18 protein-coding genes and 1 pseudogene are annotated in these 18,341 nt (G+C 61.8%); 13 read left to right on the plus strand and 6 right to left on the minus strand.

The window, feature by feature from the left end; translation table 11 throughout:
• Window position 1 precedes the first annotated feature (1 nt).
• Genes AC1DSF_RS09880 through AC1DSF_RS09900 form a run of 5 tightly spaced genes read left to right on the plus strand, consistent with a single transcriptional unit; the run spans window position 2 to window position 4,142 of the window.
• Window positions 2–841: a CoxG family protein gene (locus AC1DSF_RS09880; protein WP_478182762.1), complete on the plus strand. Its 840-nt coding sequence runs from the start codon at window positions 2–4 to the stop codon at window positions 839–841.
• A complete protein-coding gene (locus AC1DSF_RS09885; RefSeq protein WP_478124565.1) occupies window positions 841–1,704 on the plus strand; it encodes an FAD binding domain-containing protein in 864 nt (287 codons plus the stop codon). The genes AC1DSF_RS09880 and AC1DSF_RS09885 overlap by 1 nt, the downstream gene beginning before the upstream one ends.
• Complete coding sequence (locus AC1DSF_RS09890; protein ID WP_478124566.1) at window positions 1,701–2,213, plus strand: (2Fe-2S)-binding protein; 513 nt, start codon at window positions 1,701–1,703, stop codon at window positions 2,211–2,213. The genes AC1DSF_RS09885 and AC1DSF_RS09890 overlap by 4 nt, the downstream gene beginning before the upstream one ends.
• On the plus strand, window positions 2,210–3,430 hold the full coding sequence (locus AC1DSF_RS09895; protein WP_478124567.1) for an FAD-dependent oxidoreductase: 1,221 nt from the start codon (window positions 2,210–2,212) through the stop codon (window positions 3,428–3,430). The genes AC1DSF_RS09890 and AC1DSF_RS09895 overlap by 4 nt, the downstream gene beginning before the upstream one ends.
• Window position 3,431: 1 nt before the next feature.
• On the plus strand, window positions 3,432–4,142 hold the full coding sequence (locus AC1DSF_RS09900; RefSeq protein ID WP_478124568.1) for an isochorismatase family protein: 711 nt from the start codon (window positions 3,432–3,434) through the stop codon (window positions 4,140–4,142).
• Here the strand turns inward: AC1DSF_RS09900 and AC1DSF_RS09905 are convergent.
• Window positions 4,129–4,299, minus strand: coding sequence for a hypothetical protein (locus AC1DSF_RS09905; RefSeq protein WP_478124569.1), 171 nt, complete (start codon window positions 4,297–4,299; stop codon window positions 4,129–4,131). The genes AC1DSF_RS09900 and AC1DSF_RS09905 overlap by 14 nt on opposite strands.
• An 852-nt stretch (window positions 4,300–5,151) precedes the next feature.
• On the opposite strand from AC1DSF_RS09905, the gene AC1DSF_RS09910 reads away from it, so the two are divergent.
• Window positions 5,152–6,477, plus strand: a complete 1,326-nt coding sequence (locus AC1DSF_RS09910) for an NAD(P)/FAD-dependent oxidoreductase (RefSeq protein WP_478182763.1) — start codon at window positions 5,152–5,154, stop codon at window positions 6,475–6,477.
• 62 nt (window positions 6,478–6,539) lie between these two features.
• Window positions 6,540–6,869 carry a hypothetical protein gene (locus AC1DSF_RS09915; protein WP_478124571.1) on the plus strand — a complete coding sequence of 110 codons (330 nt, stop codon included), beginning with the start codon at window positions 6,540–6,542 and terminating at the stop codon, window positions 6,867–6,869.
• Window positions 6,870–6,887: 18 nt separating this feature from the next.
• Here the strand turns inward: AC1DSF_RS09915 and AC1DSF_RS09920 are convergent, their stop codons facing one another.
• Window positions 6,888–7,538, minus strand: coding sequence for a TetR/AcrR family transcriptional regulator (locus tag AC1DSF_RS09920; protein ID WP_478124572.1), 651 nt, complete (start codon window positions 7,536–7,538; stop codon window positions 6,888–6,890).
• 204 nt (window positions 7,539–7,742) lie between these two features.
• Here AC1DSF_RS09920 and AC1DSF_RS09925 point away from each other — a divergent pair, with 204 nt between their 5' ends.
• Together AC1DSF_RS09925 and AC1DSF_RS09930 are read left to right on the plus strand one after the other, a co-directional pair.
• Entirely contained in the window at window positions 7,743–9,077 is a 1,335-nt protein-coding gene (locus AC1DSF_RS09925; RefSeq protein ID WP_478124573.1) for an MFS transporter, read from the plus strand.
• Between the two features lie 137 nt (window positions 9,078–9,214).
• Entirely contained in the window at window positions 9,215–10,168 is a 954-nt protein-coding gene (locus AC1DSF_RS09930; RefSeq protein ID WP_478124574.1) for a dipeptidase, read from the plus strand.
• 227 nt (window positions 10,169–10,395) lie between these two features.
• Here AC1DSF_RS09930 and AC1DSF_RS09935 read toward each other — a convergent pair.
• A pseudogene (locus AC1DSF_RS09935) lies at window positions 10,396–10,497 on the minus strand (transposase); the annotation flags it as partial.
• Between the two features lie 185 nt (window positions 10,498–10,682).
• Window positions 10,683–11,570 (minus strand): LysR family transcriptional regulator, encoded by an 888-nt coding sequence (locus AC1DSF_RS09940; RefSeq protein ID WP_478124575.1) that lies wholly within the window; start codon window positions 11,568–11,570, stop codon window positions 10,683–10,685.
• Between the two features lie 122 nt (window positions 11,571–11,692).
• Between AC1DSF_RS09940 and AC1DSF_RS09945 the strand changes: the two genes are divergently transcribed.
• The 4 genes from AC1DSF_RS09945 (at window position 11,693) to AC1DSF_RS09960 (ending at window position 15,267) form a co-directional block, all read left to right on the plus strand.
• A complete protein-coding gene (locus AC1DSF_RS09945) occupies window positions 11,693–12,694 on the plus strand; it encodes an ornithine cyclodeaminase family protein (RefSeq protein WP_478124576.1) in 1,002 nt (333 codons plus the stop codon).
• Complete coding sequence (locus AC1DSF_RS09950) at window positions 12,691–13,518, plus strand: phosphate/phosphite/phosphonate ABC transporter substrate-binding protein (protein ID WP_478124577.1); 828 nt, start codon at window positions 12,691–12,693, stop codon at window positions 13,516–13,518. The genes AC1DSF_RS09945 and AC1DSF_RS09950 overlap by 4 nt, the downstream gene beginning before the upstream one ends.
• 29 nt (window positions 13,519–13,547) lie before the next feature.
• Window positions 13,548–14,504, plus strand: coding sequence for a tripartite tricarboxylate transporter substrate binding protein (locus AC1DSF_RS09955; RefSeq protein ID WP_478124578.1), 957 nt, complete (start codon window positions 13,548–13,550; stop codon window positions 14,502–14,504).
• A gap of 142 nt (window positions 14,505–14,646) precedes the next feature.
• Window positions 14,647–15,267, plus strand: coding sequence for a hypothetical protein (locus tag AC1DSF_RS09960; RefSeq protein ID WP_478124579.1), 621 nt, complete (start codon window positions 14,647–14,649; stop codon window positions 15,265–15,267).
• A gap of 648 nt (window positions 15,268–15,915) precedes the next feature.
• Here AC1DSF_RS09960 and AC1DSF_RS09965 read toward each other — a convergent pair.
• Window positions 15,916–16,866 carry a PDR/VanB family oxidoreductase gene (locus AC1DSF_RS09965; RefSeq protein ID WP_478124580.1) on the minus strand — a complete coding sequence of 317 codons (951 nt, stop codon included), beginning with the start codon at window positions 16,864–16,866 and terminating at the stop codon, window positions 15,916–15,918.
• Entirely contained in the window at window positions 16,863–18,179 is a 1,317-nt protein-coding gene (locus AC1DSF_RS09970; protein ID WP_478124581.1) for a Rieske 2Fe-2S domain-containing protein, read from the minus strand. The genes AC1DSF_RS09965 and AC1DSF_RS09970 overlap by 4 nt, the downstream gene beginning before the upstream one ends.
• Between the last annotated feature and the right edge of the window lie 162 nt (window positions 18,180–18,341).

An 18,341-nucleotide genomic window follows, 5' to 3' on the forward strand; every position in this document is an offset into this window, starting at 1 on the left:
CATGGATTTCAGGATTGACGCCACCCTCCCGGCATCGGCCGCCCAGCTCTGGGCCATCTTCTTCGACGTCCAGCGCGTCGCCGGCCTGATTCCGGGCTGCGAGAACGTGACTGAGGTCGAGCCGCTCAAGCAGTTCTCGGCGCTGATGAAGCAGAAGATCGGCCCGTTCAAACTGGAGATCCCGACCAACATCGTGCTGGGCTCTTACACGCTGGAGCGCCACGTGGAGCTCAGTGCCATGGGGCGCGACAAGTTCACGGGAACGACCATCGATGTTCGCATGAAGGTCAACCTCGATGAGAAGCGCGGCGATGACAAGGTTGAGTGCACGCTGGGAATCGATGCGGAAATGCAGGTTGCCGGCCGACTCGCATCGCTGGGCTACCCGGTCGTGAAGAAGCGCTCGGAAGAGCTCTTCGGCGAATTCGAAAGGCGGCTGCGCAATGAGCTGGCGGGTTTCTCGGAGCCCAATTCCTCCGATGGTGCCGCGGCGCCCGTTGCTCAGATCTCGATCGCCAATCCGGCTGCCGCCGCACCGGCGCAACCCCGCTGCTCGGTTGCATCGGTTGCATCGGTTCCGACCCCGGCCCCCTCCGCTGCCGTTCAAGCGCCTCTCGCTTCATATCCGCAACACGCCTATTCGTCTCAGCAGCATGTGCCGGTGCCCCGGTCTTCGCACGGTGTCGATCTGGTACTTCAGTGGCCGCGCGTCGGCGTCAGCGTCGCGGTTGCCTGTGTGGTCGCGTATGCGGCGACGACCGCCTTCCATCAATCGCCGGGATGGTGGTTCGTGGCGCCGATGCTGGGCGTCGCCGCCGGGCTTGGGCGGAGAGCTGACTGATGCGTCCAGCGCGCTTTACGCTGCATCGGCCTTCAAGCCTGCGCGAAGCTCTGGCGATGAAGGCTCAATTCGGAGATGCCGCGACGTTTCATGCCGGAGGCACGGAGCTGCTCGTCGCCCTGAAGGCGCGCGTGCTGCAGTACGACCATGTCATCGATATCAAGCAGGTCGAAGAACTGCGCAGCATTCGCCTTCTCGATGACGGCACGCTCAGCATCGGATCGCTGTCGACGCACCATGTGATTGCCAACGATCCGCTGGTTCAGCAGTTGCTTCCCGGCTATGCCCACCTCAGCGAGCATGTGGCCAACATCAGGGTGCGTGTCGCCGGGACCCTTGGCGGCGTACTTTGCTTCGCGGAACCCCATGCCGATGCGCCCACGATGTTGTGCGCGCTGGATGCCAGGATCGTCCTGGCCAGTGCAACTGCTCAGCGCACCGTTGCTTCGCGCGAGTTCCACGTCGGCGAATTCGCGACGGCGCGGAAAGACGACGAGCTGCTTGTCTCTATTGATGTGCCTCGTCAGTTGCCAGGCGACAGGTCCGCCTATCGACCCTTCGGCCATACGGAGCGTCCCGCGGTGGGCGTGGCTGCCGTATGGTCGCCCACGGGTCCCCAGCGGCTGCGTCTTTGGGTCGGCGCTATCGTGGCTGTGCCTGCGCCATTGTCACAAGCGCAGGAAGAGGCCGCACGCTTGCCCCCCGATGCTTCCTTCGAGGCGGTATGGGGAGCTTTGGAGCCTGTCATCAGCGCCGAGGCCGAGCAGATAGACGCGCATGACGACCTCCACGGCAGCGCTGAGTACAAGAAGCACTTGGTCACCGTCCTCGCCCGGCGGGCTCTTGAGGGATGCTTGAAATGAGCCAAACAACGCAAACTTTCCCGCTTCTTCGGGTGGACATATCGCTCAACGATACGGAGCGGTCCATCGAGATCGAGCCGCGGGAGCTCCTAATCGACGTGTTGAGAGAACGCTTCCGGATGACTGGCACGAAACGCTCTTGCGATGTACAGGTCTGCGGTGCCTGCACGGTGCTGGTCGACGGCATGCCTGTCTCAAGCTGCACGACGCTGTGCGCCGATGTCCACAAGCGACACGTCACCACGATCGAGGGACTGGCATACGAAGGACGATTGGATCCTGTCCAGCGCGCGTTCATCGCCCATGGCGCACTGCAATGCGGTTTCTGCACCCCTGGAATGATCCTGGCGGTGAAGTCCATGCTGTCGCTGCACGAAAACCCCTCGGAAGAAACCATTCGCCATTTCCTGCGCGGCAACATTTGTCGATGTACGGGATACGTAAAGATCCTCGAGGCCATCAAGGACCTCGTGCAGAACCCACTGAGCTTTGAACCGGAGAGAAAATGACTCAAGATAAACAAAAGGCCGACAAGCCACATGTACTGATTGCCGGCGCTGGCATGGGTGGGCTGACACTCGCCATCGCGCTTCTGCAAAAGGGATGCGACGTCGACATCTACGAACAATCTCCGGAACTTCGAGAAGTTGGGGCAGGGCTTTGGATCTCGGCCAACGGCAGCCGCGTCATGGCGGACTTGGGATTGAAGGAAGCTCTTGAGGCCATCAACCTCTCTCCCGAGGACCGCGTCATCCGCTTCTGGAAGACGGGAGAAGAACACTCTGTATACAACCGGGACGTCACGGATTCCAAGGTCGACCACACCCTGATCCAGGTGCTGCGCGGCGAACTCCAGCGCATCCTCTACGAGGCCGTGATCAAAATCAAGCCGGATGCGGTCCATTTCGGCGCTCGCACCTTGGGTGCCGAGACGATCGGAGATCGCGCACGACTGCTGTTCGACAACGAGACCTTCGCTGAAGGCGATGTCGTGGTCGGTTGCGACGGCGCACATTCTCGCGTGCGCCAATCGCAGTTCGGCCCGGCCCCCGCACGGTATACCGGTGCGGTGGCCTGGCGCGGCTTGGCGCCGATGTCGAGTCTGAAAGCTCAACACAAGCGTGCCTTGGCGTCGACCTGGGTGGGCCCGACGGCTCACGTGACTTGCTATCCGGTGCAGCGCAACGGCGAGCAATTCGTGAGCTTTTCGGCCCAGGTAGACAGCGAAGTGTGGCAGACCGAATCATGGTCCGAGCGCGGCGAACTGGCCGATGCGCTGGAGGATTTTGAAGGTTGGAATCAGGACATCCTTGACCTCTTCATTCACTCTGAAAACCTCTTCCGATGGGGCCTGTTCGTCCGTGATCCGCTGGAGCGCTGGTCCAATGGGCGCGTGACGCTGGTCGGCGACGCATGCCACTCGATGACGCCCTATCTGGGCATGGGCGTGAACGTCACGATGGAAGACGCGTATGTTCTGGCTCGTTGCCTGGCGGACCAGCCAGGCGACATCCGGGGGGCGCTTTCCCGCTATGACGCGGCGCGCATCGAGCGCACCAATCTGACGAAGGCCAAATCGATGGAAATGCTGAAAATCTTCCACAACCCGGCACTGGAGCAAATCGAAACTGCCCGGCCCTATATCGAAGAAAACTGGGCCCCCGACGTTGTGCGCCAGCGCTACGACTGGCTGCTCGCCTACGACGCGACGAAGGTGGAGGTCTGAAATGCTCGCTGCTGCAGAAACTCACGGCCGGCCATGGGACGGCGTCATTCCCGAAGACGAGCAGGCCATCTACCGAAAGACCGGCTGGGGTACGCCCACCGGTCTTGGCAAGCGCCCGGCTCTGCTGGTGATCGACGTGCAATATCGCTCGATGGGTGATCAACCCATGCCGATTGAAGAGGCGATCACGACGCTGCCAACGAGTTGCGGTGAATACGGCTGGCGTGCAGTGCCCCACATTGCAAGGCTCTTGGCGGCATTCAGGAACATGGGGGCGCCTGTTCTTTACCCGTACGTTGCGCCCAAGGGGCCCCAGAACCGAGGTCAATTCGAACTGAAGGTGCCTGGCGTCATGCGCATCCCCAAGCACGGCTACGACTTCGTTGCCGAGGTTTCGCCCGCTCAGGCGGACATCCTGATTCCCAAGTTCCAGGCCAGCGCCTTCCATGGCACGCCCCTGACCAGTCATCTGATCGGCCTGGGAGTCGATACCGTCATTGTGACGGGGTGCACGACCAGCGGCTGTGTGCGTGCGACGGTCATCGATGCGTGCGCTTTGAACTTCAAGGTGGTCGTGCCCGAGGATGCGGTGTACGACAGGTCGCAGACGTCGCATGCCGTGAATCTGTTCGACATGGCAAGCAAGTATGCTGACGTCATGCCTACTGAAGATCTCGTGCGCGCATTGCAAGAAGAGCTCAACAGAAAATAGAGAAATGCGGCGCCGCCTGCGCAGCGCCGGTGCCTGCCTCAGCCGCTTCGATGGCGCGACGCAGTTGACCGAACAGGTCCAGTTGATACGACAAGGAAACCCCCGCGCTGTATGTGCCGTGGGTGGGCGGCTCGTAGTCGCTCTGCAGGAGACTCAAGCCCGACACGTGTCCAAACCCGGGCCGCCTCTAACCGTCACCGTCGTTCTCTCACTTCAGTGCAACTCGGACTCCAGCGCTTGATCGCGCTCCAGGTTGGTAACGGCCTGCCGCGGGTCGGTGTTGTGTTCCAGCGCCCGCGCGACCAACAGGTTCAACTGCCGGTGGTTGTAGAGCCTCCACCAGTGCGGCGGCAGAGTCGTTTCCGCCCATAGCCATCGACGGATTGGAATGTGCCCGGGGAGCTTGTGCGAAGGAGAGGGGGGCGGGGGCGAAGTAGTCCGGCTCGACCGGGATAGCGAGGACCGACTGGAAGGGCGCCGAGCCATCGCCGAAAAGCGCGCTCCGGGTTTCCCGGAGTTGGTCCATCCCTGCCTCCATCGCTCCCACATCAATGCCTTCTGGCTGACTGTGTAGTAGGTTCGTGTCGGGTCGTCATCTGCAACACTCCTTATTCCAACGGCAGTCATCAGTGTGTTGCATCGACCGGGTGAATCCGCAGCTGGAAGACGCCTAACGTCATTGAGTACCTGCGCCAGAACTCGCAGGTGAAGTTCGTCCCGTGCGAAATGCATCCGGATTGCCAGGATCTGCCGGGCGCCGCCACCCCGGCCCGAGCGATGCCCCCCGCATCATCATCGTCGCTCCTGCGAATCAACCCCCGGCTGGTAGTCCGTGTGAGGCCACGACGCGCCCTACCTGCAGCCTCAATAAGCTGGTCAAAACTGTGATTGCATGCCTTCGTTCGGTTAATATACATTACATGCTTAATGTTATATCTGTCCCGGATTGACGCTCACCCCCGGTCTTAGGCTTTGGGGGCGCATTGCGGGGCCTACTCAGGGATCCAACATGGCGGTTCGCATTGGGCGCTTGCCCATAGATGATCAAAGCAATGGATGGAGCGCATTGCTGCCGACGCGACGGGCAAAGGCCGCTGTACAGGGCGAGCTGGACTTCGACTGGGTGGTGGTCGGCGCAGGGTATGTGGGCGTCGCTGCAGCCCGGCAACTCGCGCGGCTCCAGCCCAGCGCATCCATCGCTCTTGTCGAAGCCGGCGTGGTCGGGGAGAACGCTTCCGGCAGGAACTCCGGCTTTGCGATCGATCTTCCGCACACGCCAGGGATATCGGAACATTGGACGGAGCAAGGCCGCCGCGCGATCCGCGTGGGACGCTTCGCGCTCGACGAACTGGATCGCCTTGTCAAGGCGCACAGCATCGATTGCGGCTGGGAGAAGCGTGGGCGATACCACGTTGCGGTCACGGAAGAGGTTGCGAAGCATTCTCTCGCAACGTACGAGGCCAATCTCAAGGCTTGGCAAGAGCCGTACCGATGGGTTGATCGAGGCGAACTGCGAGAAGCACTGGGCACCGCCTACTACTGTGCTGCCATTCACACCCCGGGCACCTACCTCGTCAATCCGGCGAGTCTTATCCGCGGGCTGGCCGACAACCTTCCTCCCCAGGTCAGGCTCTTCGAAAACTCACCAGTGATCGAAGCGGACATCCGCAGCCGGACGCCTTCCGTGCGGACCCCGCACGGCCGAATTCGCGCGAGCGCCCTCATCCTCGCGGTCAACGCCTTCTCGCAGTCCTTCGGCGTCTATAGGGCGCGTCAGATTCCGATATTGCTGTTCGCGAGCCTGACGCCCGTGTTGAGCGATGAACAACTCGGCCAGCTCGGCAGCGAGTCGACCTGGGGCGTGACGCCGGCGCATGCCATGGCCGGATCGACGCTGAGGCTGACGCGAGAGCGTCGGCTGATGATTCGCCAGGGATTCGAGTACTCGCCATCATTGCGCACCACTGATGCCCGACGCGCGAAGGCACGGCAGACCAATCTGGCGCTCCTGCGTCGGCGATTTCCTCAGCTCGGCCCGATCGAGCTGGAACACTTCTGGGCTGGCTGGCTTGCCGTGTCGCAGAACCACGCGCCTGCATTCGGTCGCATGGGGCCGCGTTCGTTTGCCGCCTCGTGCTGCAACGGGTCCGGCATCGTGCGGCACACCGCGGCGGGCATGTTCATCGCGGACCTCGCCCTTGGCCTGGAGCATTCTCTGATGGCAGATTTTCTTTCGCAAGGAACCGCCAGCTACATCCCTCCACGCCCGCTGCGCGACATCGGCGTCAGCTTGGCCCTTTCCTCTGGCGTGTGGACCGGGCGAGGCGAACGATGACGTCGTCGTCGACGACGCGGCAGGGCCCGGAATGTCTCATTTTTCTCACACGGAGCACCTGAATGACTTCTCTTCGCCTCATCCCGGGACACACGATCGCCTCCGAGGCGCGCGGGGGCGCATCCGACGGCGTGGCTGAAATCTCTTGGGTGGTTAAGGATAGCGAAGGCGCTGCGCTGCCCTGCGGCTTCGGTCGGTGGCACGAGGCAGCCTGTGAGCCGAAGACGCTCGCCTATGACGAAATCATCCTGGTGCTGGAGGGCGTCTTCGGTGTCGAGACCGGCGACGGAGAGCGCGTTGAAGGTGGCCCCGGCGACGTGATCGAAATCTGCGAGGGGACCACGGTCAGATACTTCGGGCGCCAAGCCCGGCTCTTCTTCGTGACGAACTAGACTCGGGCTTGGGGAGGGCTACGACTTGCCCGTCTTCCGCGGCTTCTCCTGGCCCGCGGCAACGATCATCCCTGAAAGGCATTCGAGTTGAGAGGCGATGGATTCTTCCGTCACCGGAAACAACCTGAACACCGCGATCCCGCGAAGCGTGGAGAACACCATTTCGGCGAACCCGTTGGGATCGCTATGGCTCCTAGAGATCTCAGGGAAGAGCGCTAGGAAATGGGCGAACGATACCGGGTCTTCCGTCTGTCGTTTCGCATCGATGCGCTTGAAGAGCGAGGGAATCGACTTGCAACCGAAGAACAATCCCCAGGCAGCCACATACGAGTCTGCACCGTAGATGTGCAACCAAGCGCGTTCGACGAACTCCGTAGCCCGCTCACTGAGGGGGGTCGTTGCGTCCGGCCACACAGGCCCCCTGTCTGACAGCGGGGCCATCACCTCTTCCACGACTTGCTCCAGCAGGGCCTGCCGGGTCCCGAAATGATGCTGCAGCGCGCCGAGCGTGACCTTCGCGCCGGATGCAATGTTCTGCAGGTTGGCTTTCTGGAAACCCTGTCGCCGAATCAGCGATATGGCTGAATTCAGGATGCGACGCTGAGTCGTCTCGCTGCGCTCCGCCTGGGTTCTGACGACGCGCCGGGGTTTGTATGAGGAGGTAGCCATCTTCCGCGCATTGTATTCAAAGCTCCGGAGGTCGCGTAAACCCTATACATGTTACGTTAAACGCTTATTGTTTTATGCGGGCTCCAAACGTACCATGCAGACTCTGCAAGCCGACCATCAAGCGCTGAGGCTGCCGCACTGACAGCTCGACTGCCAGTGGGAGATTCGCGTGGTCCCCTTATCTCAGGAATGCGAACTGCTGTCATGAAAACTGTCCATATCGAAGACATTGCCCAATTGCAAGCGCCATCGCAGGCGGCAGAGGCTTCTCTTCAAGCGGCTCACAAGAAAAGGGCGCTGGTCGCTGCCATCATCGGCAACGCGCTGGAGTGGTACGACTTCATCGTCTATGGGTTTCTGGCGGTCTTCATCGCCAAGCAGTTCTTTCCGGCCGGCGATGACGCAGCAGCGCTCTTGTTGACCTTCGCGACCTTCGCTCTCTCCTTCGTCGTGAGGCCGATTGGTGGCGTATTGATCGGTCTGTATGCCGATCGCTTCGGGCGACGCCCCGCGCTGAGCTTCATCATGGCGTCGATGACCGTGTCGATGCTCATCATGGTCTTCGTGCCCTCTTACGCCTCCATCGGGGTGACCGCCACAGTGTTGATGGTCATCGCGCGCATCCTTCAGGCGCTATCGGCGGGTGGCGAGTTCGCGAGTGCCGCGACCTACCTTCTGGAGTCCGTTCCAGCAAAAAAACGAGGCCTCTACAGCGGTCTTTACAACAGCGGACCACTGCTAGCGACCGTCATGGCAGCTCTTGTCGGGCTGTTGATGACCCAGGTGATGTCACCAGAATCCAGAGACAGCTGGGGATGGCGGGTTCCCTTCGCCTTCGGCCTGCTAATTGCTCCGGTTGGTTACTACATCAGAAGATACCTCCCGGAGTCCGAAGCGTTCGAGAAACACGCTGGCGCCCGGGGAACTATCGAGATGCTTCAAATCGTCTTTCGAGACCATCGCCGTGCACTCATGGTCGCGCTCTCTCTGGCGGCGATCGGCACGTCGGTGCAATACGTCCTCCTCGTCTATGCGCCCACCTATGCCGTGCGTGAACTCAAGCTGCCGGCCCATGTTCCGTTTCTGGCTCTGTTGGTCTGTGGCAGCATCGGAACTGTCCTGACACCGCTGCTGGGAATGGTCGCTGACAGGATGGGTGCGACAAGGCAGCTGCACATCAGCCTTGGCGCACTGATTCTGCTGATCGTGCCGCTCTATGTCTGGATGACCTCCGGGCCAACGACGACCAAGTTCATCGTCTGCTCGGCAATATTCACTACGGTGACGTCGGCCTCCAACGCGGTCTATCCGAAGTTGATGGCGTATCTCTTTCCGCCTGAACTTCGCTCCACAGGCATGGCGATCTCCTACAACCTGAGTGCAACCATTTTTGGAGGCTTCTCGTTGTATGCGATCACAGTGCTGCTGAATGCTGTCCAAAGCCCCCTGGTGCCTGCCTTTTACGTGGTCGCCGTGACGGCCGTCTTCTGGGTCGTCCTGGTTGCGCTTCATCGACCCGGCTCGGACTTCAAGGTCTGACAGCGATGGTCGGCAGGAAATCGAGTCCCACAACCCAGCCTCTCAGGAAAAGCATCATGCCCAATGCATCCAATGCAATGAAACCCCCCGCATCAGACCGAGCGCGCGAACTGTATTCCCGCCTACTCGTGTGCGATATGACCTCGCCCTTCTGCGCTCCCGCGGACCAACGGCTCAAGAATGCGTTCGTTTCACGGCTCATCAACGACGGCTTCACCTATGTTTCTTTCACACTGGTGGCAGACAACTGCGACACGATCGGTGCGATCCAGGCCATCGCGGCGTATCGGAAATTCTTCCTTGACCAGAGCGATCTCTGCACCCTCGTCAACACAGTGGACGACATCCAACGAGCAAGGAAGGAGGGCAAGCTTGCCGTGGGCTTCCATTTTCAAGGGTCGGTTCCGGTCGGTCGGGACCTCTCGATGGTGGAGGTCTTTTACAAGCTGGGGATCCGCCACATGCTGTTGGCGTACAACCAGAAGAACTTCGTGGCGGATGGATGCCACGAACTGGGTGAGGGTGGGCTCAGCAGATTCGGGCGAACGCTGGTCACCGAGATGAACCGGGTCGGGATGCTCGTGGACGTTGCCCATGCCGGCTATCGCTCCTGCATGGAGGCCATCGAGTACTCCGATCGCCCGGTGATCTGCAGCCACGGCAATATCTGGAACATCCATCAACATCCGCGTTGCTACCGAGACGATCAGATCAAGGCGGTAGCGGCCAGCGGCGGGGTGTTTGGACTGACGGGTCTCTCGATCTTCACTGGAGACGATGAGGCATCGCCTTCGAAGTTAGCCGACCAGATCGACTACATCGCTCAGTTGGTCGGGCCCCAACATGTCGGCCTGGGGCTCGACTACATCGTCGATTTGCCTGCGATCACAGCCGACGCAGCAGCCCACGCTGACAAGCTGCCGCCAGACGGCGGCTACACGCGCAGCGACATGAAGCAGGTGGAACTCGATGCAATGCCCGAAGTGGTGGATGCGCTCTTGGGCAAGGGCTATTCCGACTCGGATATCGCCTTGGTCATGGGTGAAAACTGGCTGCGCGTGATGAAGGAAGTCTGGAAGACGCCGATGTAGCGCTCATGAGTGAAAGGGAAAACGGACGGCCTGATCGCGCGGGGCCCTTCCCACTGCCTGCCCGCCGCGGGCTCTCGCATGACCTGACCCCATCAGGGCAAAGATGGCCCGCTTCGCATTGATTCGCTATTTCATGCCGCTTGTTCAGGAGACAGAATGAGTTCTTGGTCGTCAAAGAAAACTTGTTGGTATGTGCTGCTTCTAGGATTAGGAATTCTTCTGACGTGGCTGAAGCCGCCCTTGCGACACAGGTCCTTGATCGGCAAACCAGATTCGGCCTGCTTGATGAAACCGATGATTTGCTCTTCGATGAATCTGCTCTTTCTCATGTCCGTCATTCTCCAAGTTGACGGACTTCACTGCCATTGCGCTGGTACGGCTGGGCGGGGGCAGGTCACGGAAAGCGGACAAGCGGGCGATTGCTCGCCAGTGACGCTCACTGAAAAGTAGGTAGCGAATAGAAGGCGCTTACTGAAATCTACGTTGATTGACTGAAAACTCAGCTGGCTTCCCTTCACCGCTCCATCCTTGCCGTCAACGCTTCCACGAAGTTCATCGATAGGCGCGATAGCGGTTCGGTCTGGACATGGGAAATCTGGACCGAGGCGTTGACCTTCGTCTTGACGGGAACCACGACGATATTCGGCCACGTCTGCCCAAACACGGTCATGGCGTCGACCAGCGCGATACCCGCCCCCGCCTGTGCCAGCGCCCGAGCCACGTGCGCTTGCTCGACTTGGATGCTCATGTCGGGCTGATTCTTTTCGTCGCCAAATATTTCACGCACCAGCAGTCCGAACGGAACATCGGCTTCATAGCCGATCAGAGACTCCTTGGCCAGCTCCTCGGGTCGCACGAAAGAGCGCGCGGCAAGTCGATTGCCTTTCGGAATCAGGGCAACGATAGGGTTCTTGACCAACAGGCGCGCTTCCAGGTTGGGATGCGCCAACGCCATGTTGGACACGCCGAGTTCCGCCTGTCCAGAAAGCAACGCGCGCAGCATGGTGCTAGGAATCTGCGTACGCACCACGATGCGCACTCCCGGATGCGCTTGCTTGAATGCTGCGATCGCCAGAGGCAGGACGGTCTGACCAAGGCTGGGACTGCATGAAAGTCGCAAGCTGCCGATTCGGTTGGCTGCGAGATCCTCCGCGACCTCGTTGACGCGCTCGACGCCCTCATAGACGGCGTTCACCTCGCCCATCAGCCGCCGTGCCTCCGGCGTCGGATACAGGCGCCCTTTGATGCGCCGGAACAGTTCAAGTCCCAGGCGTTGCTCCGTGTGCGACATCAGCCGGCTGATGGCTGGCTGCGACACGTACAAGAGCCTTGAAGCGGCGCTGATCGAGCCGGTCAGCATGACGGCACGGAAGACTTCGATCTGCCGAAGGTTCAACTTCATTGCATAACCTGCTGTTAAGAACAACGGACGAAAAAGCATACGACATTTATGGATGCGAAACCTAGACTTGCATTCATCCCGGCGCGGTCGTGATGGCAGCCCCTTCGAAGACTGGAGATGGAATGAACGAGATTTATCTGACGTATATCAACGGCAAGGACATCGCAAAGGTGGCGATGACCAATGCGGAGATCCTTGTCGCCGTGGAGCGAGCGCTCATTGCGCAAGGCAGGGGCGAGACGGTGATCGAGCCGCGCGTGCACCTGATTCCCGATCCGGCCTTCAACGGGCACTTCAATGTGCTGCGCGGATACGTCGCGCCGCTTGGCCTGGCCGGCGTCAAGATCGTTGGCGACTACGTTGACAACTACAAGCTCGGGCTACCGTCGGAGATGGCCATGCTCAATCTCTTCGATCCAAGGACGGGAGTCCCTGTCGCGATGATCGATGCCACCTTCATCACGGACGCCCGCACCGGGGCTATGACTGCTCTCGGGGCCCGGCACCTGGCTCGCCGCGAGAGCAAGGTGCTCGGGCATGTCGGAGCGCGTGGTACCTCCTACTGGAACGTCCGGCTGCTTGACAGCTTGTTCGACTTTGATGAGATCCGCGTGCATTCGCGCCGCCCGGAAAGTCGCAACGCCTTTGCCGCTCGCCTGGAGCGAGATCTTGGCAAGAAAATCGTGGTCACGGAGGACTGGGAAGCTTGCGTGCGGGGTGCCGACATCGTGGTGGAGGCGTCGCGGCTGGAGCGTCCGAGTCCGATGCTGAAGACCGAATGGATCAAGCCGGGCGCGTTCGTGGTGCCCTACGGCACGATGAGTGCCGTCGAACTCTCGCTCACCGACATCATGGACAAAATGGTGGTCGACGACTGGAGCCAATGCAAGGGCGGCATCTTCGGCTCGCTGCGCGCACACGTCGAGGCGGGCAAGCTCTCGGAGCAGACCCTCTATGGCGAGCTTGGCGAGATCGTCGCGGGCCGCAAGCCTGGTCGGCAGAGCGACGACGAGATCAATCTGTTCTGGCATCGTGGCCTTTCCCTGAGCGACATTGCCCTGGGTCATGCCATCCTGCAGAAGGCCGAGCGCATGGGCCTCGGGCAGAGGCTGCTGTACGCATGATCGCCAACGCGCGCATGTATGACGTGAGCAAGCCGGTCGCGCTGGCATGGCGGGCACTTTTCGCGCGCCTGGCGGAACGCGCCGGCATTGCGTTGAGCTACGTCGAGCACGCGCCGCCGACACCCATCAGCGCCTTGTGGGCCCGTCCTGATTGCGGCTGCGTGTTCATGTGCGGTCTGCCGTATGTCACCAGCGCGAGGCGTCCTCAACTCCTGGCTGGGCCGGTTCCATCACTTCCTCGGTACGGCGACCGCCCGGTGTACTTCACCGAGTTCATCGTGCGGACCGACGCGAATGTGCATTCGCTTGCGCAGACCTTCGGCGGTCGGCTCGCTTGCATGCTGCGGGAATCGAACTCGGGCCACAACGCGCCCCGCCACTATCTGCTGAATCACGCAGCGGCAGGCGCACGAGCGCTCTACCGGTCGACCACTTCGCCAACGCCGACGCCGCTGGAGGTGATCGATGCGGTGGCGAGCGCCCAGGCGGAAGTCGGCGTCGTCGACAGCTATGTACTGGATCTGTTGCGCCTGCACTCGCCAGAGCGTCTGAGGCACCTCAAGACGGTGGCGGTGACGCCGGCATCGCCGATTCCGCCGCTGGTCGCATCAGATGACATCAGCGGCGACACGGTCGCTCGCATGCGTGCCGCCTTGCTCGACTTGCATCGCGATGCAGAAGCCGCCGTGCAGATGGCGACACTGGCTCTGGCTCGCTTCGCGCCCGTGGAGGAGTCGGACTACGCTGTGCTGGCCGGCTACGCTGACCGTGCTGACGCGGCAGACTTCGCATTAACGGGCGACATCCCCACTGTTATAGCTTGAGACCCTTTCCAGACCCATCGGAGATTTCCATGAAGCGCTTCCTGATCGCCATCCTCATGGCTTGCATGCCGCTGCTGGCATCCGCGCAGGTCTATCCCGCCAAGCCGGTTCACTTGGTGGTGCCCTTTGCACCCGGTGGCCCGGCCGATGCCATTGGCCGGATCGTGGGGGAGGGATTGTCCAAGCCATGGGGACAACCCGTCCTGGTGGAAAACAAGGCGGGTGCGGCCGGTTCAATCGGGGTGGGCCAGGTCGCCAAATCTGCGCCTGACGGATACACGCTGGGGGTCGTTCCCGTGGGCAATATCGCGGTCAATCCCAGCTTGATGCCGAACTTGCCGTACAAGACGACAGACCTTGTGCCGGTGACCATGCTCGCGAGAGCGGAGAACGTGCTGGTCACAGGCTCCAGCGTGCCAGCGCTGACTCTGAGTGAGCTACTCAAGCTGGCAGCCCAGAAGCCGGGACAGCTCACGTTTGCATCCGCGGGTGCTGGCAGCCAGGCCCACCTGGCGGGCGAAATGCTCCAGCTCGACGCCAACATCAAGCTGATCCACGTGCCTTACAAAGGTCTCAGCGTGGCGCTGACTGACGTGGTTGGCGGCCAGGTGACGATGATGTTCGCACCGCTGTCGACGGCACTTCCCTTCATCAAGTCTGGCAAGCTCCATGCGCTCGGCGTCGCCAGCGCGAAGCGCTCCACTGCAATGCCCGACTTGCCGACCATCGCGGAGTTGGGCTTCCCGAAATTCGAAGCCGTGTCCTGGTATGCCCTCATGGCTCCAGCGGGCACGCCGCCCGAAGTGTTGCAGCAGATCAGCGGCCAGACGAACGAGGTGCTGGCAGACCCCTTGTTGAAAGAGAAGCTGGCTGCTGTCGGATTGGAGGTCGGCGGTGGCACTCCGCGCGAGCTCGACGCCACTATCCAGAAGGAAGCCGCCCGATGGGCCGACGTGATTCGCACGCGCAAAATTTCAGTGGACTGATGCCATCGCGCGACGGATCCGGGCACGGTGAGATCGCTCGCGCTTGTGTCTCGCTCCTGGTCCGCGGCCAAAGCTCGCAGCACGGCGAACTCGCGCCCAACGCTGTGGGCGCCTGGCGGTCCGTGGGTCACGGAGGGCCTGCTTGAGCCACATTCCCTCGCCGGTTGCCACAACGCAATCGCCGACGTTCGCCGAGCTCCGCATCACAGGGCCCGATTTGGCGCCGTACCAACTCGGCCAACTCATGTATGTCTACGATGGCGAGACACATGTCGGAACGATCGGGGCGGTGGTCGTATTGCGCGGTGGGCACGAGGTTCACCTCGACCGCTTCGTGCCCGCAGTCATCCAAATGCGGCATCACTGGGTGCCGAGGAGCCTTGTGCTCGTTGAAGCAGTCGCATTCCTGGCTGAACATTTCCCGGCAGTAAGAACGATCAGGGTCTCGTTGAGTTCGCCCATTGAAGGACGCGACGACTTCCTCAAGGTCGCGAGGGCCCGTACCCGGCTCCTGCATGGGATCGGCGCTCAACAGATCAACGTCGTCCCCAACTTCGTGCCCTCGGATCGGGGCAATTTCATGGTGAGCGGGGTCTGGAAGCGCAACCCGCAAACCCTCAAGACCTTCAATGCCGCTCTACGCCATGAACGCGAAGCACACCGGTCTCGGAGGGCGGCTGCAACCACCGTCAGAGGCCGACTAGCGAAAGTGGGTGAGCGGGTCCGACAAATGCTTTTCGGCTCGACCGAAAAAGGCATCTAAGGAGATGGCATTCAATCTGTGGGCCGCCGTCGAGACGAGATGACTGCGCGCCGATCTTCGCGCGGATTTGGACTTGGTGACCGTGGAGACATAGCGCGCCAACGCATTCACTTGCGCATCGGTCAGCGCGTTGAACGCTGGCATCGGGCCCATGCCGTTGCGGATGCGGGAGAGCTGCTGGACTCGTCGGATGGAGTGAGCGCGTCGTGCGCGTCGGCGCGGATGAAGCTCGGGATGCGAGGCGCGCCAGCACGTGGGCGTCAGGGTCGCGGACCACCATCGCGCCGCCGTCACGGCGGCAGGCGATCTCCATCCCGAGGATCGTGGCCGTCGTGTCGGGCGCAACGAGAGGGGCAAGGGCGGCGGTCAGAAGGTCGCGGGCGATCAGGTCGGTGAGCATCTGTGTCACTCCCGTGGCGCTTCCGCGAGCTCTTCCGATTCGTCGACTTCTTCTTCGGCGAGATCGGCGGGTGCCACGAGAAGTTGCAGGGTCTATCTTCAGGAGGACAGTTGCCACCTCGGTACCGGATTCGCGGAAGGTGCCTGCCGGGATGTCGTCCACCTCGGCCAAGCTGGCGGTCGCTCAGGGAAGATTTCAGTTTCGTACGACGATAGATGCCAATTGCTCTCAGCTCAGGATCGATGCGCTCAAATGTCGAGCACCAGTTGCGGCGTGAGGCTGCCCGAGCAGCAAACCATCATCGTCTGGTTGGTCGCCTTTTCCTCCTGGGTGAGGTAGTCGTCGCGGTGATCGGGCGTGCCTTCCAGCACCGGCGTGCGGCAGGTGCCGCAGACGCCCTGGGAGCAGGCGTATTGGACAGGCACGCCGGCATCGAGGAGCGTGTCCAACAGCGTCCTTCCGACTTCCACGCTGAGCGTCTTGCCGCTGCGGGCCAACTGCACCTCGTAGCCGCCGGCAGTGGCCGCCTCCTGGGTGGCACTGAAGCGCTCCAAATGGACGCGCTGCGGCGCGAGGCCGCTGCAGGCATTGATGAAGGCATCCAGCATGCCGCTTGGCCCGCAGCAGTACAGATGCGATCCGGCCGCCGCCTCGCGCGCGATGGCGGCGATGTCCGGTCGCTCCAAGTCTTCGCCGGTGCAGTGCAGCTTCACCGCGTTGCCGCTGCGGTCCAGCGCGTTCAGTTCCTGGACGTAGGCCGCTCGATGCCGCGAACGCACTGCGTAATGCAGCCGCCAGGCGTGGCCAAGCGAGTTCAGCCGGGCGGCCATCGTCATGAAGGGCGTGATGCCGATCCCGCCCGCGATGAAGATCGAAAGTGGCGCGCCTTCATGCAGTGGGAAGTTGTTGACGGGCGTGCTGCTCGAGAGATGGTCGCCAGGGCGCGGCATGCTGTGCAACCAGGCTGATCCGCCGCGGCTGTCGGCGGCACGGTCCACCGCGACCACATAGCGGTGCCGTTCTGCCGGATCGTTCACCAGCGAATAGCTGCGCTGCAAGCCACCTGGCAATTGCAGGTCGATGTGCGCGCCGGCCGTGAAGGGCGGCAGCGGCGCACCGTCGGCGGAGACGAACTCATATGAAACGATCCCTTCCGCCTCGCGGCGAAGCTGGCGCAGCAGCAGTTGCGGTCCGTTCACGGGGTGTAGCCGAAGCCCGCATCCAGGCGTGCCGTCATGTGCTCGGCGTGGTCCTGCCACTGCACGCCGGCGGGCAGTGTGAGCGACGCCGCGCGCACCATGAAGGTCGCCGGGTCATTGACGCCCTGCGGTTGGGTGCCGTTGCCCTGCAGGTTGCGCACGGTGTCCAGCAAAAGGCGCCGCGTCATCGCGACGCCCGTGTCGCTGATGCCGAGGTTTTCCTTGCTGCGGTCGTAGATGGCGGCAACGCCCGACTGGCATGCCGCGTCCTGAACCCACAGTCCGGGCAGGCCGGAAAACCAGGTCTTGGTCTGAGCGTCGTAGTTGAAAAGGTAGCCGTTCTGGCGGTTGTACTTGGTCCAGTATTTGGCGAAGGGCTCCGTGGCCGGCCGCGGCGCGAAGGAGTCGTTGCTGGCATGGCCGGTCTCGCGCCCCGCATGACCTTTCTCGAACAGTGCGCGCGACTTGTCGTAGAGCTTCTCCGAGGGGTGATAGGAGAACATGATGCACAGCGAGTTGTAGTCGTCGATCGGCACCCAGGCGTGACCTGACAGTTCAGGGTATTGCGATTGCGGCGGCACCAGCGTCCAGAAGGGCAGGAGGAACTGGTTCACTCGCCAATAGCTGGTCTCTTCGTCCAGCTTGCGGCGGGAGGCGATGCTCATGCCGAATGGCTGACGTTGGCACTGGAAGGTCGGGCGCAGGTCACGCTTCGCGATCCAGTCGCTGATGGCACCCTGCGCGTCGATGCGCCCATGCAGGATCGGCGCGTGGGCGGAGTCGATCTCCCCTTCAACTGCCTGGAGCCAGTTGCATTCCTGGACGCGGAAGCTCACATGCACGCGTTCGGCGGGCACCAGGTTCCATTCCATCTCCGGCAGCGGCGGCGGGTTGTCCTGCTGCGGGCCCATGTAGGCCCAGGCGATGCCGTTTCGTTCCTGGCAGGCGTAGGCCTTGAGCCGGACCTTGTCCTTCAGGCGGCTCTCTGGCAACTCGGCCGGCAGGTCCTGCACGTGGCCGTCGGTGCCGAACTTCCAGCCGTGATAGACGCAACGCAAGCCGCAATCCTCGTTGCGGCCGAAGACCAGCGGCGCACCACGGTGCGGACAGGCATGGTCCACGAGGCCGAGCTTGCCTTCGCTGTCGCGGAACGCGATCAGGTCCTCACCGAGCAGGCGCACCCGTTGGGGCATGCCGCCGGCCGGCAGATCGCTTGTCGGAAGGAAGGGAATCCAGAACAGCCGCATCAGGCTGCCCATGGCGGTGCCCGGGCCGACGCGCACGAGCGTTTCGTTGTCTTCAGGGGTGAGCATGGGAGCTCCGTAAAAGTTGAATAATTGGCATATTGGTTAGACCATTATAATAGTTAACCAAGTGATGGAAAGGGGGAAAACGTCGTCGCGATTCGGGGTAATGCCTAACAATGTCCATTGGTCTGTCCATTATGATTTTGGCCAATTGATCACTTTAGGAGT

Source organism: Variovorax sp. 01N429, assembly GCF_056399425.1.